Below are 24,257 nucleotides of genomic sequence, written 5' to 3' on the forward strand. Positions count from 1 at the left end.
GATGACCGTGTGGGTGTGCCGGCAGCGGTCCGGTCCCGTGGTCGCGGAGCGATGAGTTTCGGACTCGGGACCGGTCTACCCCGGTACGGGCAGCCCCCGATCCGCACGGCGATCGTCCGTCGATTCCCTGGAGAGTGACCAGTCATGCTCACGACCGATTTTGCCCTCGGCGCCCCGATCTGGATCGACCTCGGGGTGCCCGACATCCCGGCGGCCGGCGCGTTCTACGGCGACCTGTTCGGGTGGGACCTGGAGATCACCGGCCCCGAGACCGGCGGCTACGGGATCCTGCGCAAGGACGGGAAGAGCGTCGGCGCGCTCGCCCCGCCGGTGGACCCGAGCGCGACCCCCAGGTGGTCCGTCTACTTCCACGCTCCCGACGCCGACGCCACCGCCAAGGCGGTCGAACAGGCCGGCGGCAGCGTCGCGCTCGCGCCGATGGACGTCATGGACCTGGGCCGGTTGGCCGGGTTCACCGACCCCACCGGCGCCGGCTTCATGGTCTGGCAGCAGGGCACGAACCACGGCCTGGAACTGGTCCAGGACGTCGGCGCGCTGTGTTGGACCGAGCTGTACACCCCGGACCGGGTCGCGGCCACGGCCTTCTACCACTCGGTGTTCGACTGGAACTACCAGGACTTCGAGTCGCCCGGCGGCATCTACAGCCTCGCCTACCCGGGACGGGATGTGGACGCGATGCACGGCGGCCTGATGCAGGTCGACCCGGCGCAGTCCGCGCCGCAGTGGCAGATCTACATCGGTGTGGCCGACTGCGACGCGTCGTTCGCGCGGGCGATCGAGCTGGGCGCGACCGAGTTGATGGCGCCGTACGACATCCCGGACGTGGGCCGGATCGCGATGCTGGAAGACCCGTTCGGCGCGCGCTTCGCGATGATCAAGGGCATTTTGCCGGTCAAGTGAGCGGTGCGGGTGCTCTGTTCCGCCGACCCGATCGGGTGATGCGCGTCGCCCGGTCGGGTCGATGCGGTCGGCGGGGCGGGCCCGCACGTGTTGTACGTTCGCGGAATGAGAGTCGAAGTCAGACACGGTCCCGCGTTCGCCGCCGCTCGCTGCCTGCTCGATCCGGGCGAGGCGATGCGGGCCGAATCCGGCGCGATGATGGCGCACAGCGCGGGTGTGGAGATCACCGCGAAGGTCGAGGGCGGCCTGATCCGCGGGCTCAAACGCAGCGTGCTGGGCGGCGAATCGTTCTTCCAGACCACGTTCACCGCGCCCGCGCAGGGCGGGTGGGTCGACGTGGCCACCGCACTGCCCGGCGACATCGCCAATGTCACCCTCACCCCCGAGGTACCGGAGTTCCTGCTCACCCGGACCAGTTGGCTGGCCAACTCGGCCGGCGTGCAGATCGACACCAAGTGGGGCGGGCTGCGCAACCTGGTCGGCGGCGAGGGCGGCTTCCTGGTGCACGCGTCCGGTCAGGGCGAGGTGATCATGGGCTGCTACGGCGCCCTCGACGTACTGGACCTGGAGGCGGGGGAGCAGGTGGTGATCGACACCGGCCATGTGGTCGCGTACTCGCCGACCATCACCTTCACCACCCGTCGGGCCGCGCGCGGGCGCACGCTCGCGTCGATGAAGTCCGGCGAGGGCCTGGTCTTCGACTTCACCGGACCGGGGCGGGTGTTGATCCAGACCCGCAATCCGTCCGCGTTCGCCGAGTTCATCACCGGGTTGCCGGGGATGCGCAACTGACCGTGGCGACGGTGCTCAGTCGGGTGTGCGGTGCGCGCCGGGGGTGTGGCCGAACGCGCGGCGGAAGACGTCGATGAACGCGCTCGCCGAGGACCAGCCGCACCGGTGCGCGACGACGGTCACCGGTACGTCCTCGGCGAGCAGGCGCAGCGCGTGGTGCAGGCGCAGCTGGGTGCGCCACTGCGGGAAGGTCATGCCGAACTCGGCCGCGAACAGCCGGGTCAGGGTGCGCTCGCCCGCCCCGACCCCGGCGCCCAGGGCGGCCAGCGTGCGTCGATCCGCGGGATCCGCCACGAGCAGCTCGCATACCGCGACCAGGCGCGGATCCCGGCCGGTGGGCAGGTGCAACGCCTGCTGTGGGCTGTGTCGGAGCTGGTCGAGCAGCACCGCCAGGATCCGCGAACCCTCGTCGGTGTCCACGAGTTCGGGTCGGCTGTAGGCGATGATCAGCTCGCGCAGCAGCGGGCCGACGGCCAGTACGGCGGGGCGGTCCAGGCCGAGCGGATTGGTGTCGGCGGGGACGCCCACCGCGTGCAACACGGTTTGCCCGTGCGCGCGATGCCGGTGCAGCGTCCCGGCCGGGATCCACAACGCGCGCGTGGCCGGCGCCACCCAACTGCCCGCGTCGGTGGTCACGGACAACACGCCCCGACCGGCGTAGACGATCTGATGCACGTCGTGCCGATGCGCGGTCACGCCGCCGCCGGCGGGCAGGTGGCGGGTGATGGTGGTCAGGCCGGTGGGCGGCTCGACGAGGGATTGGCGGATGTTCTGCATCGCTTGGCAGATTATCGGAAGCCCGCCGGGTGGGTCGCATTCGACCATCGACAGGTGACCCGAAGTCCTGCCGCACGTCCCGCTCCCGTACCGCCCCCGTCCGCCGAGCCGCCCGAGGCGTCGGCCGCCGATCGGCGGGCCATCCCGATGATGGCGATCGGCCATGCCACGGTGGACTTCTACCAGGGCGCCGTGCCGTGCCTGGTGCCGTTCCTGGTGGCCGAACGGCACTACGGCTATGTCGCGGCGGCCGGCATCGTGCTGGCCGCCACGCTGCTGTCCTCGATCGTGCAACCCCTGTTCGGCGCGCTCACGGATCGCTGGACGATGCCGTGGCTGATCCCGATCAGTACGACCGGCGCGGGTCTGGGCATCGCCTTGGCCGGGCCGGCCGACTCGTATCCGCTGACCTGGCTGGCCATCGCTTTGTCCGGGATGGGCGTGGCGGCCTATCACCCGGAGTCCGCGCGGCTGGCCCGGGTGGCCTGTCGGGGCAGCCATGTCGCGATGGGCTGGTACTCCCTCGGCGGCAACATCGGTTTTGCACTCGCCCCGATCGTCGCGTCGCCGATCCTGTCCGCCGGCGGCCTGGGCGCGACGCCGTGGCTGCTGGTACCGGCGGTCGCCGGGGTGCTGGTGACCGCGTCGGTGATCCGCCGGCTGGCCCGGCACGCGGCGGCGAGCCGGGTCGCACACTCGCTGCGCGCGGACGACTGGCCGCAGTTCGCCCGGTTGTCGGCGGTGATCGTCTGCCGGTCGATCGTCTTCGTCGGGCTGAGCACATTCATCGCGCTGTTCGCCGAACGACACCTCACCGGCGGCGCGACGGCCGGCTCGATCGCGCTGTTCACCCTCTTCGCGGGCGGCGCGATCGGCACGGTCCTCGGCGGCCGACTGGCCGCCCGCTGGGGCCGTACCCGAACCCTGCGCCGCGCCTATGCCGCGTCGATTCTCGCCACCGCGGGCCTGGTCTTCGCCCCGGGCTGGTCGCTGTACGTCTTCGCGGCGGCCACGGCGATCGCCCTGTACATCCCGTTCTCCCTGCATGTCACCCTGGGCCAGGACTACCTGCCCAACCGAGTGGGCACGGCCAGCGGCGTCACCCTGGGCCTGGCGGTCAGCATCGGCGGCGTGGCCACACCGGCGATCGGCGCCTTGGCGGAAGCCACCACGCTACGCATCGCCCTGACACCGCTGATCGCCTTGTGCGCGGCGGCGTGGTTGCTGGGGAGGGGACTGACGGAACCGGGGGAGGCCGGCGCCGGGGACGCGGCCGTGCCGGTGGTCAGGGGTCGCGAGCAGGACGGTGTCGGCGGGCCGGAGAGGTGAGTGGGGCAGTGCCGGTGGACGGCGTTCAGGACTGACCCCGCCGTCTTTCGGGGACCCGCCCCGGCATGGATGTGCGTGCGTTGGCTGTGGATTTCGGGGAGACCCTCGCGGAGCGTGGGGCGCGGCCGGTGGGGCGGGTCGTGGCGGACGTGCTGCGGGGCATGCCGGGGGCCGAGGTGCCGGACGGGTTCGCGGCGGCCTATGAGCACGTGCATCGGATCACCCGGATCGGGGATCGGGTGCGGGATACGCACACCGCCTTCGCCGACGAGATTCGGCATGCCGCGGTGCTCTGCGGGGCTCGGGTACCGGAGCCGGAGGGGGTCGCCGAATTGGTGTTCGGGCGGATCGAGGACTCCCGGGTGATGCGGCGGGCCGCCGACGCGTTGCTGCGGATTCGGGCCCGCCGCGACCTCGTGTGCGTGCTGGCCTGCGATACCCGGCGGCCCGCGTCCGTGCGTCGGCGGACCCTGGCCGAGGCCGGGATCGAGGCCTGTTTCGACGCCGTCGTGTTGTCCTGCGAGATCGGACTGCGCAAGCCGCATCCGGACTTCTACGCCGCCGTCGAGCGGGCCTGTGGCGGCGTCCCCCGGGAGCGGATCATGTTCGTCGGGAACACCCCGGCCAAGGATGCCACCGCGCCGCACCTCTACGGCATGCAGGCCGTGCTGATCGCCCCGACCGGTCGGCCCGCCGGACTGGCCGACCCGATCGGGGTGATCGCCCACTTCGCGGATCTGCCCGACTACCTCGACCGGATCGACCCGGCCGCTACACCGCCGGCACGTAGACACCCACGACCCCGATCACCCACGACCGCGCCCCCTCGGCGCGTCGGTGCCCACGATCCGGGTCACCCCGAGTGATCGACGCGCGAAGCGCGGAGAGCGGCGAAGCCGCCCAGGAGATCAGCCTCGGATCGCGGCCACGTGCTCGACGTTGAGGACGTCCGCCGGCTCCCGGCTCGGCGCGGTGGCGAACCACGCGTCCAGGATCTCCATCAGCACCGGCCCCGAGGTCAGCCGCAGGCTCAACGCGAGCACATTCGCGTGGTTCCAGCGGCGGGCGCCCGCCGCCGTCTCCGGGTCCGAGCACAGCGCGGCCCGGACCCCGTCCACCTTGTTCGCCGCGATCGCGGCGCCGGTACCCGTCCAGCAGCACACGATCGCCTGATCGGCCCGCCCCGCCGCCACCTCGCGGGCGGCGGCGGCGCTCACCGGCGCCCAGTCGTCGGCGAACTTCGGCTGGTGCGCGGGGTCGAACGCGCCGTACGGAAATACCTCATGACCGCGCTTGCGCAGTTCGTCGGCGAGGTACAGGCCGCAGCCCTTGATCGAATCGGCCGAGATCGCGATGCGCATCGGACACTCCTTGGTCGGTGCTTTGTCGGTACCGGGTGTGAGACTGGAAAGCATGGTCCCCACGGACACTCTGCACGTGACCCGACACACCTCCGCGCTCGGGTCGATGGAGACGGTCTCCGGACCCCCGCATCCGGCCCTCGCGCCGCTGGTCGACACCTATGTCGGCTACACCGAACACACCCTCGCGCCGCTGCGCCGGCGTGAGGTGGCGACCGGCTCGATCACCATCATCATCGGGTTCACCCCGATCCGGGTGTGCTCCCCACACGACGCCCGATACGCGCCGGTGACCGCCGGTTCGTTCGTGGCCGGCCTGCACGACGGCCCGGCGATCGTCGAGCATCAGGGCTTCCAGGCCGGCATCCAACTCGATGTGACCCCGCTCGGTGCGTACACGCTGCTCGGCCTGCCGCTGAGCGAGATCGCCGACCGTGTGGTGCACCTCGACGACCTGCCCGGCTGGGCGGCCGGCCCGCTCGTCGACCGGCTCGAATCCGCGCCCGACTGGCCCGCGCGCTTCGCCTGCCTCGACGAAGTCCTGCTGCGCCGCCGCGAGCAGGGCCCCGAACCGCTGCCCGAGGTGGTGCACTGCTGGGATCTGATCGCGGCGAGCGCCGGCCGGATCGAGGTCACCGCGCTCGCCCGGGAGACCGGCTGGAGCCGACGCCACCTCGGCGCGCGCTTTCGCGAGACGCTCGGGCTGCCGCCCAAGACGGTGGCCCGGGTGTTGCGCTTCCAACACGCGATCACGCTGCTCGACGGCCCGCCGCGGTCGTGGGCGCAACTCGCGGCCGAGGCGGGCTACTACGACCAGGCGCACTTCAACCGCGACTTCAAGGCGCTCGCGGGCTGCACTCCCCGCGCCTACCTGGGCACCCGGCTGCCCGCCGGCGGCGGTTTCACCGCCTGAGCCGGCGCCGGCTCAGCCGATCGTTCCCGTTTATCCAATACCGCGTGGGGTCACCGGCCGGAAGCTGGAGTCGATCGGCCGGAGCCCATCCGGCCGCAGAACGAGGAGTGCGTGATGAGTGACCAAGCCCTGGTTTCCGACCTCGTGCCGACGCTGCGCTACAACGACGCGCCGGCGGCGATCAAGTTTCTGCAGGACGCGTTCGGGATGACCGCGGTCCTCGTGGTGCCCGGTGACGGGGACATCGTCCATCACGCCGAACTGACCTTCGGCAACAGCATGGTCATGCTGGGCACCAACCTGCCGGAGGGCTGCGGCGACCAACTGCGTTGGCCGGTCGGCGGGTCCTCGATCTACGCCATGCTCGACGGCGACGTGGACGCGCACTGCGAGCGCGCGGTGGCGGCGGGCGCGAGCGTGGTGCTGGCCCCGAAGGACGAGGACTACGGCGGTCGCGGCTACACGGTCCGGGACCCGGAGGGGAACCTGTGGAGCTTCGGTACGTATCGCCCACGGGTGTGAGCACGCCGAGCCCGACCCGGGCTCGGCCCTCGCCGGCCGCGGGGGTTAGCGTTTTCGCGTGGAAATCGAGAATCTGGAGATCAGGACGCTGGGGTACGACCACCCCGACGTCCGCAAGCTGGTCGCGGACGTGCAGCAGGAATACGTGGTGCGCTACGGCGACCCCGACGAGTCGGCGGTCGACCCGGCCGACTTCCGCCCGCCGGAGGGCCTGTTCTGCGTGGCCTACCGGGACGGCGTTCCGGTGGCCGGCGGCGGCTGGCGGGCTCGCGGCGCGGTCGACGACGACCCGAGCCTGCGTGCGGGTGACGCCGAACTCAAGCGCATGTATGTGGTGCCGCACGCGCGCGGGCGCGGCCTCTCCCGGATGATGCTCGCGCACCTCGAGCAGAGCGCCCGCGCGGCGGGTCGGCTGCGCCTGGTCTTGGAGACCGGCGACAAGCAGCCCGAGGCGATCGCGCTGTATCGGTCGTCCGGATACGAACCCATACCCGGGTTCGGCCACTACAAGGACTACGAGAGCAGCATGTGCTTCGCGAAGGCGCTCTGACCCGAAGCCGCGCCCAGGCGAAGGGGTAAGGCCGAGGCCGGCGGCGAGGTCACCCTCGCCGCCGGCCCACCCGTCAGTGCGCCACGTCCGACCAGGCCGTCCGGGCGCCGCGCAACATGAACCACGCCGCGACCGCCGCCGCGAGCAGCACCGCCGCACTCGCGCCGGCCGCGATCCGCAGGCCCTCCAGGAACGCGTCGTTCGCCGAGTGGGTGAGGTCGGCGGCGAACTGCCCGGGCGCCGTGTCGGCCGCCTGGGCGGCTCCCGCGAGCGATTCGCGCGCGTCCGAGGCGGCGGCCGAGGAGATCCCCTCGGGCACCGTGACCCGGCTCCGGTAGACCCCGGTGACCACCGAGCCGAGCAGCGCGATGCCCAGCGCCGCACCCAGTTCGTACGCGGTCTCCGAGACCGCCGAGGCCGCGCCCGCGTTCTCCTTCGGCGCACTGCCCAGGATCAGGTCCGCGGTGACCGTGAAGGAGAAGCCCGCGCCGACGCCGACCAGGAGCAACACGCCGCCCAGGTACAGGTACGGGGTGTCCGGGGACAGCACCGTCAACGCGCCCAACGCCAGGCCGATCGCGGTCAGCCCGCCGGTGACCACGACCCGGGGGGTCAGTCGGCGGGCGGCCAGGCCGGCGAGCAGGCCCGACACGATCGCGCCGACCGTGGCCGGCAGTTCGGCCAGGCCCGCCTGCAACGGGCTGCGGCCCTGGACCAGTTGCAGGTACTGGGACAGGAAGAAGATGAAACCGGACATGCCGAGCACGGTGAGCAGGTCGGCCAGTACCGAACCGGAGAACGCCCGATTGCGGAACAGCCGCATGTCCAACAGCGGCACCGGCAACGACAACTGCCGGCGGCCGAACCAGGCCAGCGCGCTCACCCCGACCACCAGGGCCGCCCACACGTCCCAGCGCAGCACACCGTGCGCCGCGGCCTCCTTGACCGCGTAGACCGTCGCGATCATGCCGACCAGGGACAACACCGCGCTGCGCATGTCCCACGGACCCGGATTCGGGTTGCGCGACTCCGGCAACATCTTGACGCCGACCGCGATCAGTACGGCCATCACCGGCAGGTTGATCAAAAAGACCGAGCCCCACCAGAAGTGTTCGAGCAGGAAGCCGCCGATCACCGGGCCGAACGCGGCGCCGGCCATCGACATCGCGCCCCAGATGCCGATCGCGAAGCTGCGCTCGCGGGCGTCGGGGAAGATGTTGCGGACCAGGGCGAGCGTGGAGGGCATCAGCGACGCGCCCGCGACGCCCATCGCCACGCGGGCCGCGATCAGCGCCTCGGCGCTGGGCGCGTAGGCGGCCACCACGGACAGCGCGCCGAACGCCGCCGAGCCGTACAGCAGCAACTTCTTGCGGCCGATCCGGTCGCCGAGGGTGCCGGCGGTGACCAGCAGACCGGCGATCACGAACGAGTAGACGTCACCGATCCACAACAACTGGGTGCCGGACGGTTCGAGGTCCGCGCTGAGGAACGGGATCGCCAGGCCGAGCACGGTGGCGTCGATCGCCACGAGCAGCACCGACAGGGTGAGCACACCCAGGGCGATCCAACGGCCCGGCGCGCCCTTTTCGGAGCCGCCGGTGCCGGTATGAACGGGGGTTGAAGAGGTGGAAGTGGCCATGATCGAAAGTCCAAATAAAGAGTTGGATCAAGGTGGGGAAAATCAGCCGTGTCGCTTGGCGCCGCCGAGCAGGAGCTCCGTCACCGAGCGGGCCGCGTCGCGCCCCGCCAGTCGGCCCTCGTGCACCGCCCAGCCGGCGGCGGCGACGAACGCGAACAGTGCCTCGGAGACCCACTGCGCGGTCAGGTCGACGCGCATCGAGCCGTTCTCCTGGCCGCGCCGGATCACCGCGGCCACCTGCTCGTCCATCGCGCTCCAGGCCTGTTCCAGGTCCGGATCGCCGACCAGCGAGCTCTCGCCGTACAGGAACGCCAGATACTCGGCACAGGGCATCAACTGCCCGACCAGGCCGCGCAGCGCCTCGGGTACGTCCTCGGCGTCCAGATCGGCCGTGTCGATGGCGCGGGCGATCCGGGCCGAGGCCTCCACGCCGAGCGCGGTGATCAGCGCCGGGCGGCCGGGGAACATCCGGTGCAGCGTGGCCCGGCTGATCCCGGCCGCGCGGGCGATCTCGTCCATGGACGAGGCGGGGCGCCGCAGCAGCAGGGTGACGGCGGCGCGCAGCACGTGCTCGTGGTCGGTGGGCATGGATCGACTCTAGCCCAGATGAGACAATCTTGTCTCAGGAATTACATGGAAGACTCAGTGGGGGGCGGGGTCAGCCGGCACTTTGCGGTGTCAGCTCGGGGCGGGGCTCCTGCCAGTTGAGTACCGCGTCGCCGTGGCCCGCCTTGAGTGCCGCGCCGGGGAAGACCCGCAACCGCCACGGGGACAGCCGCATCACCGCGAAGTCCGGCGACGAGGGCTTGTCCCAGCCGGCCACCCCGATCCCGGCCGGGTCGTAGCCCAGCGGCTCCGGGGTGTCCCGGAACAGATGCCACACCCGCTCGCGGACCTCCGCGTCGAAGAGCAGATCCGCCCGGCACTCGGCGGCGCACGTGTCGTGCGAGGGCGACCAGTAGTTGCAGGACACGAACGGATTGCGGGCGATGTGCGCGCGCTTCGTGGCGGTGGGCACGGTGGCCACCCAACCGGTCAACCGGCCGTCCTCCCACACCCAGTAGGGATGCAGGATCCGGGTCCGGGGTCGACCCGCGCGGTCCACGGTGGCGATCGAGGCCCACACGATCGAATGCGCCATCGCGATGAAGGCCGGGGCCGCGGTTTCCAGATCGGTCATGGCGGCAACCCCTGTCTCGTCGTGACGGCCCCACACCCACCCCATACTGTCGTGAACGCCCGTGACCCTGAAGGCACATCGGGAAGTCGTCCGAGGTCGGCGGCTTGATCCGGACCCTGTTGTCCCGAAACATCACGGCGGGGAAGGTGTCCGGGTGCACGTGGACGTGCTTCATCAGGGCCTTCCGGAGGCGGGACGAAATCACCAACCTGGCGGCCGAGCCGCCCCGGCGCCGGCCGCCGGGGCGGGTCGGACCCGGACTTCACCCATACGAAGGACCGCGGACTCACTCGGTGGAGCGGGGTCGAACTCGTGCGTGCCGGGCCCGGGCCGCTCTGGTCAACGCTCGCGGGTTCGGGTTGAGTACGCACCGACGCACTGCTCCCCACCGCGGATGGAGTTGCCGACCGATGTCCACCCCGTCGCACATCACGCCGTTCCGGATCGAGATACCCGAGGTCGAACTGGTCGACCTGCGCGAGCGGCTGGCGCGTACCCGATGGCCGGAGGCCGAACCGGTGGCCGACTGGTCGCAGGGGATCCCGCTGGCGTACACCCGGGAGTTGGCCGAGTATTGGCGGACCACCCACGACTGGCGCAAGACCGAGGCCCGGCTCAACGCACACGCGCACTTCCGGGCCGAACTGGACGGCCTGGGCCTGCACTTCCTGCACGCGCGATCGCCGCACCGGGACGCGCTGCCGCTGATTCTGACCCACGGCTGGCCCGGTTCGATCATCGAATTCCTGGACGTGATCGGGCCGTTGACCGATCCGACCGCGCACGGCGGGGATGCCGCCGACGCGTTCCACGTGGTGTTGCCCTCGTTGCCCGGCTACGGCTTCAGCGACCGGCCGGCCGAGACCGGGTGGGGGGTCGACCGGATCGCCCGGGCCTGGGCCCGACTGATGGCCGATCTGGGCTATGCGCGCTACGGCGCGCAGGGCGGCGACTGGGGCTCGATGGTCACCGCGTCGCTCGGCCGGCAGGACCCGGAACACGTGGTGGGGATCCACCTGAACATGCCGGTGGCGATGCCGGACGCCGAGGCGATGCGGGATCCGACGCCGGCCGAGCAGCGGGCACTCGCCGATCTGGGCACCCACTCCGAGTGGGGCGCCGGGTACAGCAAGATCCAGTCCACCCGGCCGCAGACCCTGGGCTACGGCCTGGCCGACTCGCCGGTGGGGCAACTCGCCTGGATCGTGGAGAAGTTCCAGCAGTGGACGGATTGCGACGGGCACCCGGAGAACGCGCTCTCCCGCGACCACATACTGGACAACGTGACGCTGTACTGGCTCACCGACACCGCCGCGTCCTCGGCCCGGCTCTACTGGGAGAGCTTTCGCAGCCCGGACCTGTCCGAGGTGGGGGTGCCGACCGGGTGCTCGATCTTCCCGCACGAGATCATCCGTAGTTCGCGGCGCTGGGCGGCGAAGCGCTTCACCGATCTGCGCTACTGGAACGAGCCGGACCGCGGCGGCCACTTCGCCGCCTTCGAGCAGCCCGAGACCTTCGTGGCGGAGGTTCGGCGCTTCTTCCGGTTGGTGCGCTGAGCGTGCTGCGGGCCGCGTCGCGACGCGGCCCGCAGCACGCCTCAGGCCGCCCGGGCGCCCAGGACGCTGCCGAGCAGGTCGTCCAGGCCGACCAGACCGACCAGCGTGCCGTCGGCCGCGTGTACCAGGGCCAGGGACGCGCGGCGCTCCTGCAGGGCGGCCACCGCGCGCTGGATCGGGGTGTCCACGCCGAGGGTGAGCACCGAGGTGGCCAGTTCGCCGGCGGTGTTGCCCGAGGTCCGGGTCCGGGACGTGAGCACCTTGCGGATGTGCACGACGCCGAACAGGGTGCCGTCCTCGCTGTGCACCAGCAGCCGGTTGCGGCCGTTGCGGCGGGCGACCGCGGCGATCTCGTCCGGACCCGCGCCGGCCGGCACCGAGTCGATCTCGGCGGCCGGCACCACCAACCGGGCCAGCGGCTCGGTGTGCGTGCGCAGCGTGCCGGAGAGCACGTCGTGCGACGAACTGTCGATCAGGCCGAGCCGACGCGACTCGCCGACCAGGCGGCGCAGCCCCTCGGCGTCCTTGGGGTGGGACAACTCGTCCTTGGGGTCGATCCGGGCCAGGCGCAGGATCGCGTTGCTGATCGAGTTCATCGCGCGCAGCAGCGGCCGGACCACCCGGGTGTAACTGCGAAACGACGGGGCGAGGACGAGCGCGACCTTCTCGGGGCCGGCGATCGCCCACGACTTGGGCGCCATCTCGCCCAGCACCATGTGCAGGATCACCACGACCACCAGCGCGATCGCGAAGGCCACCGCGTGTCCGGCGGTGACCGGCATGCCGACCGCGTCGAACAGCGGATCGAGCATGGTCGCGATGGCCGGTTCGGAGACGATGCCCAGGCCCAGTGAGCACATGGTGATGCCCAGTTGGGCGCCGGCCAGCATCAGGGACAGTTCGCGGACGCCGGCCAGGGCCGACTTCGCGCCGCGCTTGCGCTCGGCGACCAGGGCCTCCAGACGATGCCGGCGGGCGGCCACCATCGCGAATTCGGCGGCCACGAAGAACGCGTTGCCCACGAGCAGCGCGATCGTGACGGCGAGCGCGGGCCACAGGCCCAGCTCCAGCGAGCCCAGGCCGCCGCCGGCGGCCAGGGACGGGGTCATGCGGTCACCTCTGTGTGGCGCCGGGAGCGCCGGTCGGCGCCCCATTCGGAAGATTCCGCGGTGTCGCGGGAGAACGGCGGGATCGAGGTCAGCACCCGAACCCGAACCAGGGCCGGTACGTGCCGCTCGACCTCGAGCACCTCGATCTCGGTGTAGCGGATCGGCTCGTCGTCCTCGTCGACGGCCCGGCCGGCGTGTACCTCGTCCGGGTCGGGCACCCGGATCCGGTCGCCCACCTCGGGCAGTCGGCCCAGATGCGCGATGACCAGGCCGCCGAGGGTGTCATAGGGGCCGTCGGGCAGTTCGGCGCCGACGATCCGCTCGGTCTCGTCCACCCGCAGTCCGGCGTCCAGCCGCCACCAGCCATCCTCCGGCTCGGTGTCCACGGGCTCCTCGTCGTCGCTCTCGTCGGCGATCTCGCCGACCAGTTCCTCGGCCACGTCCTCGTAGGTGACGATGCCGGCCAGGCCGCCGTGTTCGTCCAGGACGACCGCGAACTCCTCGTGTGCGGCCCGCAGTTGCTCGAGCAGCGAGGCCAGGCCCGCGGTGTCCGGGATGAGCAGCGCGGGGCGCGCGATCGAGCCGGCGGTAACCGACTCGGCGTCCTCGGGCGCCACCTCGAGGAGGCAGGCCACGCCGACCACGCCCAGTACGTCGTCGACCCGCTCGCCGACCACCGGGTAGTGCGAGTGGCCGCACTCGGCGACCAGCTCGATCAGTTCGGCGGCGGTGGTCTCGGCCCGCACCCGGACCACGTCCGGACGCGGCACCATCACCTGGTCCACGGTCAGGTCGCCGAACGCGATCGCGCGGCGCAGGATCCCGGACAGGCCGGGATCGAGGTCGCCGTCCCGGCCGGCCTCGTCGACGATGTGCGCGAGTTCCTCGGTGGTGGCGCCGCCGTGCAATTCCTCGACCGGTTCGATGCCGATCGCGCGCACGATGCGGTTGGCCAGGGTGTCGAACAGGCGGATCAGCGGGCCGGCCACCTTCAGGTAGACCAGCGTCGGGCCGCCGAGCAGGATCGCCACCCGCTCGGGTTCGGCGATGCCCCAGTTCTTGGGGACCAGCTCGCCGAGCACCATCTGGATCGCGGTGGCCACCGCGAAGCCGAGGATCAGCGAGATCACCGGGACCGCGCCGGAAGGAACCGCGATCAGGTGCAGGAGGGGGGAGATCACCGCGGCGAGCGCGGGTTCGGCGATGAAGCCGACCAGCAGCGCGGTGACGGTGATGCCCAGCTGGGCACCGGACAACATGAACGACAATCGACCGGTGACGACCAGTGCCCGGGTCGCGGCCTTGTCGCCGGATTCGGCACGGCGGCGCAACAGGCTGCGATCGGCCGCCACGTAGGCGAACTCCTGGGCGACGAAGAATCCGGTTCCCAGGGTCAGCACGACGATCGCGGCTATGCCCAGGGCCGCGGTCATGAGACCGCCTCCCGGACGTCGCGGCTTCGATCACCGTCTCGGGAGGGACCGGTACTAGGGGGGTCCGTCTCTTGGGCGGACACGCACGCTCCTTGCTCACAAGGTAAATCGGGGGCAAAACACTTACCGGGACGAACGTATCATCGCGCGCGGTTGTTCCCGCCGGCCCGGGCACGGAAGCGGACGAAGGGGGTCGGATTCGAACCGGTATCCAAAGATGCTTGGCTTTCCACCCCGCGTCATGACAATCTGTGCGTCCTCGAACACCGTGAGGTGATCAGGCTCGTCGGGTGCGGAGACTCCCGTACTGCGGCGAGGGAAGTAGCGAACGACGGCGTCTCCTGCCACAGGTGTCGCGAAGTTCATCCGTACGGGGGAGCGACCCGCGCCTTTCCGTCCGGAAGATTGGTACCGGGAACCCGCACCGCCGCAATGACGTTGACAACATCAGACGGGGGCAGCGTGTACGACAGCAGCCCTGATCCGGCCGATGCCGGCTCGCCCGAGGTGCCCGGATCGGACCTCTCAGCGCGCGAGAAGGAGACCATGCCTCGCACACTCGACGACTACGCCGTGTCGCTCGCCGCGTTGAAGGCCTACGACATCACGGGTGTTCGTCCACGCGACCTCCGCCGCTTCCGCGACTTTGGCGAACTGCCGGACGGGGTGCCCGAAGCGGTCGTGCTTCGGGCCCAGCGCATCGTGGAGGAGGAACGGGACCGGCTGTTGCGGCTGACCACCGGTTCGTGAACCCCGGGGTGTCGCGCTGCGGTGGTACCGCTCAGCTGTTGCCGTTGAGATAGGCCAGTACCGCCAGCACCCGTCGATTCGTCTCGTCCGACGTGTCGATCGACAGCTTGGCGAAGATGTTCGTGGTGTGTTTGCTCACCGCGCCCTCGGAGACGAACAGCCGGCCCGCGATCGCCGCGTTCGAGCAGCCCTCCGCCATCAGCTCCAGGACCTCGCGCTCGCGCGCGGTCAACTGGGCCAGCGGCTTGTCCCGCACGTTGCGGGCCAGCAGCTTGGAGATCACCTCCGGGTCCATCGCGGTGCCCCCCGACGCCACCCGGCGGACCGCGTCCACGAATTCGTCCGTGTTGAACACCCGGTCCTTGAGCAGATAGCCGACCGCGCCGGTGCCGTCCGCGAGCAACTCGCGGGCGTAGAGCTGCTCGACGTATTGCGACAGCACCAGGATGGGCAGCCCCGGGACCTGCCGACGGGCCTCCAGGGCGGCCTGGAGGCCCTCGTCGGTGAAGGTCGGCGGCAGTCGCACGTCGACGACCGCGACGTCGGGGCGATGCTCGACCAGGGCCCTGAGCAGTTCGGGGCCGTTGTCGACGGCCGCGACGATGTCGAAGCCGTGGGCTTGGAGCAGGCGGACGAGCCCGTCCCTCAGGAGGGCGAGGTCTTCCGCGAGGACAAGTCGCACGGCAACTCCATGATCACAGTCGTCGGGCCGCCCACGGGGGAGTTCAGGGCGAGCGTTCCGTCGAATGTATCGAGTCGGCGCTGGATCCCGCGCAGGCCCGTGCCGTTCATCAGATCGGCACCGCCCGTGCCGTCGTCGGTGACGGTGATCCGCAACCTGCCGTCGGCGTAGGTCAGATCGATCTCCACGTGCTGTCCGCCCGAGTGCTTGGCCGCGTTGGTGAGCACCTCGGTGACCGCGAAGTAGGCGGCCGACTCCAGCGGCAGCTCGGGGCGCGCGGGCAGGTCGACGGTGACGGCGACGTCGAGCGGGCTCTCCAGTGCGATCGCGCGCACCGCGTCGGCCAGGCCCCGGTCGGAGAGCACCGGCGGGTGGATCCCGCGGACCAGGTCGCGCAGTTCGTGCAGGGCCTTCGCGGAGGCCGCCCGGGTCTCGGCGAGCAGCACGCGGGCCGCCTCCGGATCGGTGTTGAGCAGTGCCTCCGCGGCGCCCAGGTTCATCCCCATCGCGACCAGGCGGGCCTGCGCGCCGTCGTGCAGGTCGCGCTCGATCCGGCGCAGCTCGGCCGCGGAGGCGTCCACCGCGTCGGTCCGGCTCTCGGTCAGGTGCTGCACCCGCAGGGCCAGCTCGGCCTGCTTGGTGGGGGCGAGCAGGGACCGGTTCCACAGCGCGTTGACCCGCTCGAACCACGGCGCCACGGCGACGCCCGCGACGATCTGGACCAGGCCCCACGGCACCGCGAGGTTGGCCCGCTGCGAGCTGTCCACCTTGATGAACGTGTACCACTGCCCGTCGGAGAGGTGGCGGTAGGCGATCTCCCACAGGAAGGGCATCAGCACGCCGTGCAGGCCGTCGACGATCAGCAACATCGGGAAGCAGGCCAGCAGCAGGCTGGACGGCAGATAGAGCAGCGCCCACAGCAGGTCCCGCCAACTGGCCGCCTCGGTGACCATCCGCGCGGTGCGCTGCCACAGTCCGGTGACGCCCTTGCCCCGCGGCAGGGGCAGGTACGGGACGGCGATCGGCACGCCGGCCCACGAGTGCATCGCGTTCCGGGTCAGGTTGGCGGTGGCGCGCAGCAGCAACATCAGCGGGAAGAAGAAGGCCAGGCCGACACCCAGCGGCACCAGGCACAGAAAGACGACGCAGCAGATGAACAACGCGAGGGTGGGCACCGACAGGAACACCAGAGCGAAGCCGCGCCAGGCGGACAACAGGGCCCGACCGAGCCGCCACCCGGTCGCCGGTGGATCGGCGCGGTGCGGCGTGAGCGTGCTCATGGGTGTCCTCCCGTGGATGTGCGTGCGATGCCGGTGGCATCAGTGTCCCGGGCGAAGAGTGTGCAGGGCACTGGGGTGGCACCCCGAGCCGGGGTGGGTCCAGGCCCACCCCGGCACCCGGGTCAGCCGGCGATGGTCGCAAGCAGTACGGCCAGTTCCGCCGGTCGGGAGAACATCGGCCAGTGGCCGGTGGGCAATTCGTGCACCGTGCTGTGCTCGGCCGCCACCAACTCGGCCAGGAACGGGTGGCCGGCGGCGCGCATGGCCTCGATCTGCTCGGCCGGGAACATGCAGGTGATCATGTGCGCGGGTACGCCGAGGCGGGCCGGGTCGGTGACGTGCTGGGGGCTCGCGGCGACCGCGTAGGGCTGGGGCACCGCACGCTCGCGCAGCAGGGCCAGGTCGGCGGGGGAGAGCCCGTCGAGCATCTTCGGGTCGGTGGCCGGGTCCCAGTCCCTGGTGTACCGGCCGTCGCCGCGCGTGGCCACCTCGGCCTCGATCCGGGCCCGCTCGGCCGGGTCCGAGACGTCCAGGAGGGAGATCCCGTCGGCCAACGGGCCGGCGTCCACGTAGACGATCCGGGCGATCCGGTCCGGGATTTGGTCCAGCGTCTCGTAGGCGATGAACGCGCCGCCCGAATGGCAGACCAGGACCACCTCGGTGAGTTCGCGGGTGGTGATCTCGCCGATCAGCGCCCGGGTCTGCGCGGCCAGATCGATCCCGGTGACGTCGGTGCGGTCGGGCTCCAGGCCGAGCGGGGTGATCGCGAGGACCTCGTGGCCGGCGGCGCGCAGCGGCTCGGCGACCCGGTCCCAGGCCCAGGCGCCGAGCCAGTAGCCGGGGACGAGAACGATGTTTGCCATGGTGGTGCTCCTCGGGGTGCTGTTCGGTGTCGCGTTGGGGCTCGCGAGCAGGATCCTGAACCGGATACCCGACGATTCGCGACAGGTTTCCCGGGCGGACGCGGTTTCGGGCTTGGTCGCAGGCCGTACGCGGGCTCCCGGCCTGCGTCGATCCGCCTCGGGCTCACGGCAGTTCGAACGGGCCCTTGCCCAGTTGTTGTCGCACGGTGACCACCGGCGGGTTGACCAGGCCGCGGCGCTGCCAGTTGGCGCCGTCGACGACCAGTGTGTGGCCGGCCACGAAGCGCGCGTAGGGCGAGGCCAGGAAGGTCGCGGCCCAGCCGAGTTCGCGCAGCCGGCCGACCCGCATGGCCGGCTGACACGGGTCCTTGTCGTGGGTGCCGGCCAGATTGCCCTTGATGTCGGCGGTCATGTCCTGGTGCGGGAACAGGCCCGGGACCAGGCCGTTGACCTGGATGCCGTACGGGCCCCACTCCACGGCGAGCGTCTCGACCAGGTTCTTGACACCCGCCTTGGCCGCGGCGCTGTGCGCGAAGCCCGGGCCGCCGGTCCAGGCGTAGGAGGCGCCGACGTTGACGATCGACCCCGGGGTGCCCGCCGCCAGGTGTCGGCGGGCGAACTCGCGGGCGCAGAAGTAGGTGCCGTTGAGGGTGATGTCCACCACCGTGCGCCACGCGTTGGGCGACATCTCCTCGGCGGGGACCGGGAAGTTGGCCGCCGCGTTGTTGATCAGTACGTCCGGCAATCCGAACGTCTCGCCGGCCGCGTCGAAGGCCGCCGCGATCTGCTCGGGCTCGCGGATGTCACAGGTCACGGCGTGCACCTTCGCGCCGACCTCGGCGAGCGCCGCGCGGGCCGCGTCCAGGTGGTCCGCCTTGCGGCTGGCGATCACCAGGTCCGCGCCGAGTCGGCCGAACTCGACGGCGATCGCCTTGCCCAGGCCGGTGCCGCCGCCGGTGACGAACACCGTGCGGCCCGCGTAGGTGCCGACCGGCAGCGCGCTCGCGCCGAGGGCGGGCGGTTCGGGCAGGCCGATGATGCCGTCGGATGCCTCGGATACCTCGGTCATGCGGGTCAGCTCCCGGTGTCGTGGGTGGGGCGGTGTCGGGCGCGACCGGACCGTCGTGGTCGAGGAGCGGCCCGTCCGCCGGCACACCCTGGGATATCCCAACGGCGCACAGGAATCGAGAGGCGCGGGCCGACGACCGAGGTCCACCGCACCGCCCGGCGCACCGCCTCGGCGGCGCGCCGGGCGGCGTGGTGGTCAGGCGTTGCGCTCGGTCAGGCCGTAGAAGTTGCCCTCGTTGTCGCGGAAGGTGGCCCACCAGCCCCATTCCTGCTGCGCGGGTTTGTCGGGGAAGTCGATGCCCTTGGCCGCCAGTTCCCGGTAGGTGCGCGGTACGTCGTCACAGGCGAACAGGACGTTGTTGAGGGCGCCGACCTTCTCCATGTCGAACCGATGGCTGAACAACACCAGGGTGATGCCGTCGCCCGGCGCGCGGACCTCGATCCAGCGTGGGCTGCCGGCCTCGCCCATCGGGGTGTCCATCACCTCCTCGAAGCCCATCTTCTCGACCCAGAAGCGCTTCGCCGCGTCCTGGTCGTTCACGTTCAGCGAGACCTTGCCGACCTGCAACATGCGCACTCCCTCGGCTGCGACCGCCGGCCGTCGGCGGCCCGGTTACCGGTGTTCGACCGGTTCGCCGAACAGTGCCTCCTGACTCACCGTCGCAAACAGCGTCCCCGCCGCGTCGAACAACCGGCCGTGCACCGTGCCGTGCGCGGCGTGCAGCGTGGTGCCCTCCTGGTCGTAGAGCCACCATCGATCCGCTCGGAACGGCCGGTGGAAGCGGATCGTGTGGTCCAGGCTGGCACGTGGGATCCAGCGCCGGCCCAGCGCGTTCGCGTGCGGCAGGACCAGGGTGTCCAGGATGTTCAGGTCGGTCGCGTACGCGATGGCGCACGCGTGCAACAGCGGGCGGTCCGGGAGTTCGCCGTCCACGCGCCCCCATACCGCGTTGTGCGCGGGACGCGCGGTGAAGGTCTCGTCCGCCCAACTCGGCGGCTCGACGAAGCGCAGGTCCACCGGGTTGTGCCGGACCAACCCCGGCCGGCGCAGCGGACCGTCCAGCGCGGCCAGCCGCTCGGCGAGGGTGGGCAGGGTTTCCGGGTCGGGCATCGCCGGCGCGGTGGGCGCGTGGTCGAACGGGCTCTCGGGGCGGGTCACCCGGAACGAGGCGACGAGGTGGACGAGCACCTTGTCCGCCTGGAGCACGTCCACCTGACGGTGACTCAGCGTGCGGCCCTGGAGGGTCCGGGTGACCCGGTAGGTCAGCGGCAAGGTCGGATCGGCCGGCCGCAGGAACGACGTGTGCAGGGAGTGTGGCACCCGATCGGCGCCCACGGTGGCCCCGGCGGCGGCCAGGGCCTGTGCGACGAGCCAGCCGCCGAACACCCGAAGGGCGTCCGGATCGGGGCTTTTCCCCTCGAACAGCTCGAACTTGAGCTGGGCAGGCTCACGTTGGTCTGACTTGAGTCCCATGGACTCAACCGAATCGGACTTGAGTCCAGTAGGCTCAATTTCTTCCACGAACTGGCTGACGGCGCTGCTCATGACCGTCAGTACAGCAAGGCGGCCGGCGCGATCGACGACGAGGGGCGTGGTGACGGCGTGGCTTGGGGTGCGGTAAAGGTGCTCGGGGACCGCAACGCGGGGCTCTATCTGGGCGGGGTGGTGGTCTCCAGCTTCGGCAGCAGTGCGATGACCCTGGTGGCCGGGGTCTGGGCGAAGACGCTGACCGGTTCGGACAGCATCGCCGCACTGATGGCGCTCGGTGTGTTCGCGCCGTCCCTGCTCGGGCCACTGATCGGCGCGGTGGCGGATCGACTGCCCGCGAAGCGGGTGCTCCTGGCGGCCAACGTGGTGCTCGCCGTACTGCTGACCGCGACGCTGACCGTGCACTCGCGGGCCCAGGTGTGGATCCTGTTCGCGGTGATGCTCGGCTACGGCTTCGGTTTTGTGCTGTTGGACGCGGCCGAGTCGACGGCGTTGTCCGCCGGGATCGCGCCGGGCCTGCTCGGTGACCTGAACGGGATGCGGCTCAGCGCCGCTGAGGGGATGAAACTGATCGCGCCGCTCGCGGGCGCGGGCCTGTTCGCCTGGTCGGGCGGGCACACCGTGGCGCTCCTGGACGCGGGCACATTCGTGCTTGCGGCGGCCGTGTTCGGGTTGATGCGCTTCGAGGAGCCGGTGCGCGAGCGGGCGGACACCGGGTGGTTACGGCAGACCTCGGAGGGGGTGCGGTATCTGTGGGCGCATCGGCCGCTGCGCCGGCTGGTGTGCTCGGGCGGGCTGGCGATGGTGGTGTCCGGGCTGAGCAGCGGCGCGATCTACGCCGTGGTGGACCGGGGGTTGGGGCGTTCGCCCGCGTTCGTCGGAGTGCTGTACACCGCGCAGGGCGCCGGATCGGTGGTGGTCGGACTCGGCGCGGGTGCGCTGATCCGGCGGCTCGGCGCGCGGGGGTTCGCGACATTGGGGCTGGCGCTGTTCGCGGTCGGCGTGGGGGTACGCGCGGTCGCGTGGTTGCCCGGGGTGCTCGCGGGCAGCGCGCTGATCGGGTTCGGGCTGCCGGCGGTGCACATCGCGGCGATGACGGTGCTGCAGCGGGAGACGCCGGGACACCTGGTGGGGCGGGTCGCGGCCACTGCCGGGACGCTGATGTTCGCGCCGACGGCGCTCGCCATCGTCGGGGTGGCCGGGCTGCTGGCGGTGCTCGACCACCGGATCATCCTGCTGGGCACGGCGCTGCTCGGCGGCGCGGTCGCGCTGTACTGCGCGGCGGGTCGCGGCGAGCGGGCGCCGGAGGCGGCGGTCGAGCCGGTACCCGTCGCGGATCCGGGTCCGGTCGTGGATCCGGGTGCGGATCCGGGTTCGGACTCGGCCGAGGGGGAGCCGCGGGATTCGCCGCACGTGTGAGGCACGCATGTCCTAGGTCGCGGGCATTCGGCCACCTACGATGATCGGCATGTATGAAACGGCGGAAATCCCGGCGGAGCTGATCGCCCTCCAGCGCGAGCGCGATCACGCGGCCGACGCGGTCACGACGTTCGCTCGGGAGAACCCCGGGCGGCTGGACGCCGAACTGACCCGGCAGTGGTCGGCGGCGGTCCGGGCGGAACGCAACGCCATACACGCCCTGCACGCGCACCCGATGATGGTGCTCGGCCCGAACCGGTTCAAGATCATGCGCGCGCTGCGCGCCGCCGCGAAGCTGACCTGACGACGGCCCGGTCCGAACAGGGGCAAGAGAGCGCCGGACCGGACCGTCGAACCACGAAGGCTACGCGCCCGCACCGACATCCGGCCCCGGCCGCGCGGTTCGGGCCCGGCGGTGTGCGGTCACGCCGGGTTGCCGCGTGGGCGAAACGTCCGCCGGTGGTTGTGCGGTGTGCTGCCGCGGCGGTGCAGGAAGTGGTGGCGCAGTGTGGCCGCGCCGCCGCAGCCGGCGCGTTCGGCGACCACGTCGATCGGCAACTCGGTCTCCGCCGGCAACTCCCGGGCGAGCGGGACGCGTTGCGCGGTCGGCCAGTCGTACGGCGGTCGAACCCGGGGGAGCCGACCGCGCGCCCGGCCGGAGCGATCCGGTCGGGCGCGCGGCGCGTTCGGCCCCGTGCGGAAAGGGTCAAGATTTGGTTTTGCCGGCCCCCATGCGACACGTGTCAACAGCGCTTCCGCTACGCTGCCGCTTCATCAGGTTGTGGCGGCTCCGGATGCCGGTGAGGGGTGTCCGGAGCCTCCCAATTGACACGCGTCGTGTCGTTCGGCGGCGCGGGGGTGTTCGCGTGAGTCAGCCCGCGACCACCGCGCGCAGACTCTCCTTGAGGGACCCCATCGTGGCGAGCACGGCGGTGGGTTCGTAGCCGCAGTGCGCCATGCAGTTGTCGCAGCGCGGGTCCTTGCCTCGGCCGTAGTTCTCCCACGTGGTGTCGTCGAGCAGCTCCTGGTAGCTCTGCACGTAGCCGTCGCCCATCAGGTAGCACGGCTGCTGCCAGCCGAGCAGCGAGTAGGACGGGATGGCCCACGGGGTGCACTCGAAGTCGCGCTTGCCCTCGAGGAAGTCGAGGAACAGCGCGGAGTGGTTGAGCCGCCACTTCTTGCGATTGCCGCCGGAGAAGGCGGCGGCGAACAACTTCCGGGTCTGCTCCACGCCCAGGAAGCGGTTCTGCACCGGGGCCTTCTCGTAGGCGTAGGCCGGGGAGATCTGGATCCGGTCGACCTTGAGATCGTCGTTGAGGAAGTTGAGCACGTCGACGATGCTCTCGGGGGAGTCCGTGTTGAAGAACGTGCTGTTCGTGTAGACCTGGAACCCGGCCGCCTTGGCCATCTTGACCGCGGCCACCGCCTCGTCGAAGACGCCTTCCTTGGCCACCGCCTGGTCGTGCTTCTCGCGCAGCCCGTCGATGTGCACCATCCACGCGAAGTTCTTGTTCGGCTTGAACTTGTGCAGGTGCTTGGGCAGCAGCACCGCGTTGGTGCAGATGATGACGAACTTCTTGCGCTTGAGCAGTTCCTCGACGATCTGGTCGATCTGCTTGTGCATCAACGGCTCACCGCCGGCGAGCGAGACCATCGGCGCGCCGCACTCCTCGACGGCCGCGACGGCCTGCTCCACCGACATGCGCTTGCGCAGCACGTCGTGCGGTTGCTGGATCTTGCCGCACCCACCGCACTTGAGGTTGCACGCGAAGAGCGGTTCGACCTCCACGATCATCGCGAACTTGTCGACGCGCTTGATCTTCTGCTTGACCAGATGCGTGCCGATTTTCACAGCCAGGTTCAGCGGCAGGCCCATGACCGTCGCATCCTCTCTATCCCCGTACCCGGGGGCGTCGGCGTCCGCTGAAACGCTGCTCGGCGTGGCGTCGTTGCCCGGGGGTGCCCGATGATGACAACATCTTCAACATACAGGTTGTACGTCACGTGGGGGTTGTATGGCGGTCACGCGTCGGGCACAACATGTCGCCGACACCCGTGCGGCCCTGCTGGCCGCGGCGCGCGAGTTGTTCGCGACCCGCGGCTACGCGCAGACCGGCACCGAGGAGATCGTGGCCCGGGCCCGGGTCACCCGCGGTGCGCTGTATCACCACTTCAAGGACAAGGCCGAGCTGTTTCGCGCGGTGATGGAGATCGTCGCGGCGGAGGCGGCCGAGGCCCTGGTCGCCCACGAGATGCGTCATGCCCAAGAACACCCGAGCGAACCGTGGGACCAGTTGCGACACGGGTTCCAGTCGTTCCTGGACGTGTGCACGACCGGGGATTTCCAGCGGATCGTGCTGGTGGACGGGCCGGCGGTGCTCGGGCCCGGGTCGTGGGACGCGCTGGTGGACGAGCACGGGCACGGGCTGCTCGCGGCGTGGCTGCGACAGGCGATGGACAACGGCGAGATCGACGAGCTGCCGGTGCCGCCACTGGCCCGGCTGCTCGCGTCGTTGATCTCCGAGGCGAGCATGTACACCGCGCGCGCCGCGGATCCGGCCCAGGCCCGGCGTGAGGTGGGGCAGGTCATCGACCGGGTGCTGGCCGGGCTGCGGAAGAGCTGA

General features: G+C 71.1%; 27 protein-coding genes. 12 read left to right on the forward strand and 15 right to left on the reverse strand.

The window, feature by feature from the left end:
- Positions 1-144: 144 nt before the first annotated feature.
- Both ABIA38_RS21560 and ABIA38_RS21565 read left to right on the forward strand, forming a co-directional pair.
- Positions 145-921 carry a VOC family protein gene (locus ABIA38_RS21560; protein WP_424640379.1) on the forward strand — a complete coding sequence of 259 codons (777 nt, stop codon included), beginning with the start codon at positions 145-147 and terminating at the stop codon, positions 919-921.
- 105 nt (positions 922-1,026) lie between these two features.
- Positions 1,027-1,713, forward strand: coding sequence for a TIGR00266 family protein (locus tag ABIA38_RS21565; RefSeq protein ID WP_424640380.1), 687 nt, complete (start codon positions 1,027-1,029; stop codon positions 1,711-1,713).
- Between the two features lie 15 nt (positions 1,714-1,728).
- Here ABIA38_RS21565 and ABIA38_RS21570 read toward each other — a convergent pair whose 3' ends face one another.
- Positions 1,729-2,490: an AraC family transcriptional regulator gene (locus ABIA38_RS21570; RefSeq protein WP_424640381.1), complete on the reverse strand. Its 762-nt coding sequence runs from the start codon at positions 2,488-2,490 to the stop codon at positions 1,729-1,731.
- A gap of 147 nt (positions 2,491-2,637) precedes the next feature.
- On the opposite strand from ABIA38_RS21570, the gene ABIA38_RS21575 reads away from it, so the two are divergent.
- Entirely contained in the window at positions 2,638-3,819 is a 1,182-nt protein-coding gene (locus tag ABIA38_RS21575) for an MFS transporter (protein ID WP_424640569.1), read from the forward strand.
- Between the two features lie 86 nt (positions 3,820-3,905).
- A complete protein-coding gene (locus tag ABIA38_RS21580) occupies positions 3,906-4,685 on the forward strand; it encodes an HAD family hydrolase (protein ID WP_424640570.1) in 780 nt (259 codons plus the stop codon).
- Between the two features lie 42 nt (positions 4,686-4,727).
- Here ABIA38_RS21580 and ABIA38_RS21585 read toward each other — a convergent pair whose 3' ends face one another.
- On the reverse strand, positions 4,728-5,180 hold the full coding sequence (locus tag ABIA38_RS21585; RefSeq protein ID WP_424640382.1) for an RpiB/LacA/LacB family sugar-phosphate isomerase: 453 nt from the start codon (positions 5,178-5,180) through the stop codon (positions 4,728-4,730).
- Positions 5,181-5,232: 52 nt separating this feature from the next.
- Between ABIA38_RS21585 and ABIA38_RS21590 the strand changes: the two genes are divergently transcribed.
- The 3 genes from ABIA38_RS21590 (at position 5,233) to ABIA38_RS21600 (ending at position 7,165) form a co-directional block, all read left to right on the forward strand.
- Positions 5,233-6,093 (forward strand): helix-turn-helix domain-containing protein, encoded by an 861-nt coding sequence (locus ABIA38_RS21590; RefSeq protein ID WP_424640383.1) that lies wholly within the window; start codon positions 5,233-5,235, stop codon positions 6,091-6,093.
- Between the two features lie 114 nt (positions 6,094-6,207).
- On the forward strand, positions 6,208-6,615 hold the full coding sequence (locus ABIA38_RS21595) for a VOC family protein (RefSeq protein ID WP_424640384.1): 408 nt from the start codon (positions 6,208-6,210) through the stop codon (positions 6,613-6,615).
- 73 nt (positions 6,616-6,688) lie between these two features.
- A complete protein-coding gene (locus ABIA38_RS21600) occupies positions 6,689-7,165 on the forward strand; it encodes a GNAT family N-acetyltransferase (protein WP_424640571.1) in 477 nt (158 codons plus the stop codon).
- Between the two features lie 73 nt (positions 7,166-7,238).
- Here ABIA38_RS21600 and ABIA38_RS21605 read toward each other — a convergent pair whose 3' ends face one another.
- From ABIA38_RS21605 to ABIA38_RS21615, 3 genes are all read right to left on the reverse strand, one after another.
- The gene (locus ABIA38_RS21605; RefSeq protein WP_424640385.1) at positions 7,239-8,804 is read right to left on the reverse strand and encodes an MFS transporter; all 1,566 of its coding nucleotides are present in this window, start codon (positions 8,802-8,804) and stop codon (positions 7,239-7,241) included.
- 42 nt (positions 8,805-8,846) lie between these two features.
- Positions 8,847-9,392 carry a TetR/AcrR family transcriptional regulator gene (locus ABIA38_RS21610; protein ID WP_424640386.1) on the reverse strand — a complete coding sequence of 182 codons (546 nt, stop codon included), beginning with the start codon at positions 9,390-9,392 and terminating at the stop codon, positions 8,847-8,849.
- A 70-nt stretch (positions 9,393-9,462) separates the two neighbouring features.
- Positions 9,463-9,984: a pyridoxamine 5'-phosphate oxidase family protein gene (locus ABIA38_RS21615; protein ID WP_424640387.1), complete on the reverse strand. Its 522-nt coding sequence runs from the start codon at positions 9,982-9,984 to the stop codon at positions 9,463-9,465.
- A 410-nt stretch (positions 9,985-10,394) separates the two neighbouring features.
- Here ABIA38_RS21615 and ABIA38_RS21620 point away from each other — a divergent pair, with 410 nt between their 5' ends.
- A complete protein-coding gene (locus ABIA38_RS21620) occupies positions 10,395-11,540 on the forward strand; it encodes an epoxide hydrolase family protein (RefSeq protein WP_424640388.1) in 1,146 nt (381 codons plus the stop codon).
- Between the two features lie 41 nt (positions 11,541-11,581).
- Here the strand turns inward: ABIA38_RS21620 and ABIA38_RS21625 are convergent, their stop codons facing one another.
- On the reverse strand, positions 11,582-12,649 hold the full coding sequence (locus ABIA38_RS21625; protein WP_424640389.1) for a hemolysin family protein: 1,068 nt from the start codon (positions 12,647-12,649) through the stop codon (positions 11,582-11,584).
- Entirely contained in the window at positions 12,646-14,082 is a 1,437-nt protein-coding gene (locus ABIA38_RS21630) for a hemolysin family protein (protein WP_424640390.1), read from the reverse strand. The genes ABIA38_RS21625 and ABIA38_RS21630 overlap by 4 nt, the downstream gene beginning before the upstream one ends.
- A gap of 462 nt (positions 14,083-14,544) precedes the next feature.
- Here ABIA38_RS21630 and ABIA38_RS21635 point away from each other — a divergent pair, with 462 nt between their 5' ends.
- A complete protein-coding gene (locus tag ABIA38_RS21635; protein ID WP_424640391.1) occupies positions 14,545-14,832 on the forward strand; it encodes a hypothetical protein in 288 nt (95 codons plus the stop codon).
- Between the two features lie 31 nt (positions 14,833-14,863).
- Here ABIA38_RS21635 and ABIA38_RS21640 read toward each other — a convergent pair whose 3' ends face one another.
- The 6 genes from ABIA38_RS21640 to ABIA38_RS21665 all read right to left on the reverse strand — a co-directional run bounded on the left by ABIA38_RS21640 (position 14,864) and on the right by ABIA38_RS21665 (position 20,199).
- Complete coding sequence (locus ABIA38_RS21640) at positions 14,864-15,514, reverse strand: LuxR C-terminal-related transcriptional regulator (protein WP_424640392.1); 651 nt, start codon at positions 15,512-15,514, stop codon at positions 14,864-14,866.
- Complete coding sequence (locus ABIA38_RS21645) at positions 15,478-16,794, reverse strand: sensor domain-containing protein (RefSeq protein ID WP_424640393.1); 1,317 nt, start codon at positions 16,792-16,794, stop codon at positions 15,478-15,480. Before ABIA38_RS21645 ends, ABIA38_RS21640 begins: the two co-directional genes overlap by 37 nt.
- 122 nt (positions 16,795-16,916) lie before the next feature.
- On the reverse strand, positions 16,917-17,657 hold the full coding sequence (locus ABIA38_RS21650; protein WP_424640394.1) for an alpha/beta fold hydrolase: 741 nt from the start codon (positions 17,655-17,657) through the stop codon (positions 16,917-16,919).
- A gap of 163 nt (positions 17,658-17,820) precedes the next feature.
- The gene (locus ABIA38_RS21655; protein ID WP_424640395.1) at positions 17,821-18,726 is read right to left on the reverse strand and encodes an SDR family oxidoreductase; all 906 of its coding nucleotides are present in this window, start codon (positions 18,724-18,726) and stop codon (positions 17,821-17,823) included.
- 195 nt (positions 18,727-18,921) lie between these two features.
- Positions 18,922-19,296 (reverse strand): VOC family protein, encoded by a 375-nt coding sequence (locus ABIA38_RS21660; RefSeq protein ID WP_424640396.1) that lies wholly within the window; start codon positions 19,294-19,296, stop codon positions 18,922-18,924.
- 42 nt (positions 19,297-19,338) lie between these two features.
- The gene (locus ABIA38_RS21665) at positions 19,339-20,199 is read right to left on the reverse strand and encodes an acyl-CoA thioesterase (protein ID WP_424640397.1); all 861 of its coding nucleotides are present in this window, start codon (positions 20,197-20,199) and stop codon (positions 19,339-19,341) included.
- Positions 20,200-20,328: 129 nt separating this feature from the next.
- Between ABIA38_RS21665 and ABIA38_RS21670 the strand changes: the two genes are divergently transcribed.
- Complete coding sequence (locus tag ABIA38_RS21670; RefSeq protein WP_424640398.1) at positions 20,329-21,633, forward strand: MFS transporter; 1,305 nt, start codon at positions 20,329-20,331, stop codon at positions 21,631-21,633.
- Positions 21,634-21,682: 49 nt separating this feature from the next.
- The gene (locus tag ABIA38_RS21675; protein ID WP_424640399.1) at positions 21,683-21,937 is read left to right on the forward strand and encodes a hypothetical protein; all 255 of its coding nucleotides are present in this window, start codon (positions 21,683-21,685) and stop codon (positions 21,935-21,937) included.
- Between the two features lie 119 nt (positions 21,938-22,056).
- On the opposite strand, the gene ABIA38_RS21680 is transcribed toward ABIA38_RS21675, so the two are convergent.
- Both ABIA38_RS21680 and hpnH read right to left on the reverse strand, forming a co-directional pair.
- Positions 22,057-22,209: a hypothetical protein gene (locus ABIA38_RS21680; RefSeq protein WP_424640400.1), complete on the reverse strand. Its 153-nt coding sequence runs from the start codon at positions 22,207-22,209 to the stop codon at positions 22,057-22,059.
- A 295-nt stretch (positions 22,210-22,504) separates the two neighbouring features.
- Positions 22,505-23,509, reverse strand: coding sequence for an adenosyl-hopene transferase HpnH (gene hpnH, locus ABIA38_RS21685; protein WP_424640401.1), 1,005 nt, complete (start codon positions 23,507-23,509; stop codon positions 22,505-22,507).
- Positions 23,510-23,648: 139 nt separating this feature from the next.
- Between hpnH and ABIA38_RS21690 the strand changes: the two genes are divergently transcribed.
- Positions 23,649-24,257, forward strand: a complete 609-nt coding sequence (locus tag ABIA38_RS21690) for a TetR/AcrR family transcriptional regulator (protein WP_424640402.1) — start codon at positions 23,649-23,651, stop codon at positions 24,255-24,257.

The sequence above is a fragment of the Embleya sp. AB8 genome (genome assembly GCF_049739465.1).
Lineage (GTDB): Bacteria > Actinomycetota > Actinomycetes > Streptomycetales > Streptomycetaceae > Embleya.

Excerpts from the sequence above, each read along its gene's own strand:
- ABIA38_RS21560 (WP_424640379.1), top strand. The coding sequence starts at position 145 with ATGCTCACGACCGATTTTGCCCTCGGCGCCCCGATCTGGATCGACCTC.
- ABIA38_RS21565 (WP_424640380.1), top strand. The coding sequence starts at position 1,027 with ATGAGAGTCGAAGTCAGACACGGTCCCGCGTTCGCCGCCGCTCGCTGC.
- ABIA38_RS21570 (WP_424640381.1), bottom strand. The coding sequence starts at position 2,490 with ATGCAGAACATCCGCCAATCCCTCGTCGAGCCGCCCACCGGCCTGACC.
- ABIA38_RS21575 (WP_424640569.1), top strand. The coding sequence starts at position 2,638 with ATGATGGCGATCGGCCATGCCACGGTGGACTTCTACCAGGGCGCCGTG.
- ABIA38_RS21585 (WP_424640382.1), bottom strand. The coding sequence starts at position 5,180 with ATGCGCATCGCGATCTCGGCCGATTCGATCAAGGGCTGCGGCCTGTAC.
- ABIA38_RS21590 (WP_424640383.1), top strand. The coding sequence starts at position 5,233 with ATGGTCCCCACGGACACTCTGCACGTGACCCGACACACCTCCGCGCTC.
- ABIA38_RS21595 (WP_424640384.1), top strand. The coding sequence starts at position 6,208 with ATGAGTGACCAAGCCCTGGTTTCCGACCTCGTGCCGACGCTGCGCTAC.
- ABIA38_RS21605 (WP_424640385.1), bottom strand. The coding sequence starts at position 8,804 with ATGGCCACTTCCACCTCTTCAACCCCCGTTCATACCGGCACCGGCGGC.
- ABIA38_RS21610 (WP_424640386.1), bottom strand. The coding sequence starts at position 9,392 with ATGCCCACCGACCACGAGCACGTGCTGCGCGCCGCCGTCACCCTGCTG.
- ABIA38_RS21615 (WP_424640387.1), bottom strand. The coding sequence starts at position 9,984 with ATGACCGATCTGGAAACCGCGGCCCCGGCCTTCATCGCGATGGCGCAT.
- ABIA38_RS21620 (WP_424640388.1), top strand. The coding sequence starts at position 10,395 with ATGTCCACCCCGTCGCACATCACGCCGTTCCGGATCGAGATACCCGAG.
- ABIA38_RS21625 (WP_424640389.1), bottom strand. The coding sequence starts at position 12,649 with ATGACCCCGTCCCTGGCCGCCGGCGGCGGCCTGGGCTCGCTGGAGCTG.
- ABIA38_RS21630 (WP_424640390.1), bottom strand. The coding sequence starts at position 14,082 with ATGACCGCGGCCCTGGGCATAGCCGCGATCGTCGTGCTGACCCTGGGA.
- ABIA38_RS21645 (WP_424640393.1), bottom strand. The coding sequence starts at position 16,794 with ATGAGCACGCTCACGCCGCACCGCGCCGATCCACCGGCGACCGGGTGG.
- ABIA38_RS21650 (WP_424640394.1), bottom strand. The coding sequence starts at position 17,657 with ATGGCAAACATCGTTCTCGTCCCCGGCTACTGGCTCGGCGCCTGGGCC.
- ABIA38_RS21655 (WP_424640395.1), bottom strand. The coding sequence starts at position 18,726 with ATGACCGAGGTATCCGAGGCATCCGACGGCATCATCGGCCTGCCCGAA.
- ABIA38_RS21660 (WP_424640396.1), bottom strand. The coding sequence starts at position 19,296 with ATGTTGCAGGTCGGCAAGGTCTCGCTGAACGTGAACGACCAGGACGCG.
- ABIA38_RS21665 (WP_424640397.1), bottom strand. The coding sequence starts at position 20,199 with ATGGGACTCAAGTCAGACCAACGTGAGCCTGCCCAGCTCAAGTTCGAG.
- ABIA38_RS21675 (WP_424640399.1), top strand. The coding sequence starts at position 21,683 with ATGTATGAAACGGCGGAAATCCCGGCGGAGCTGATCGCCCTCCAGCGC.
- hpnH (WP_424640401.1), bottom strand. The coding sequence starts at position 23,509 with ATGGGCCTGCCGCTGAACCTGGCTGTGAAAATCGGCACGCATCTGGTC.
- ABIA38_RS21690 (WP_424640402.1), top strand. The coding sequence starts at position 23,649 with ATGGCGGTCACGCGTCGGGCACAACATGTCGCCGACACCCGTGCGGCC.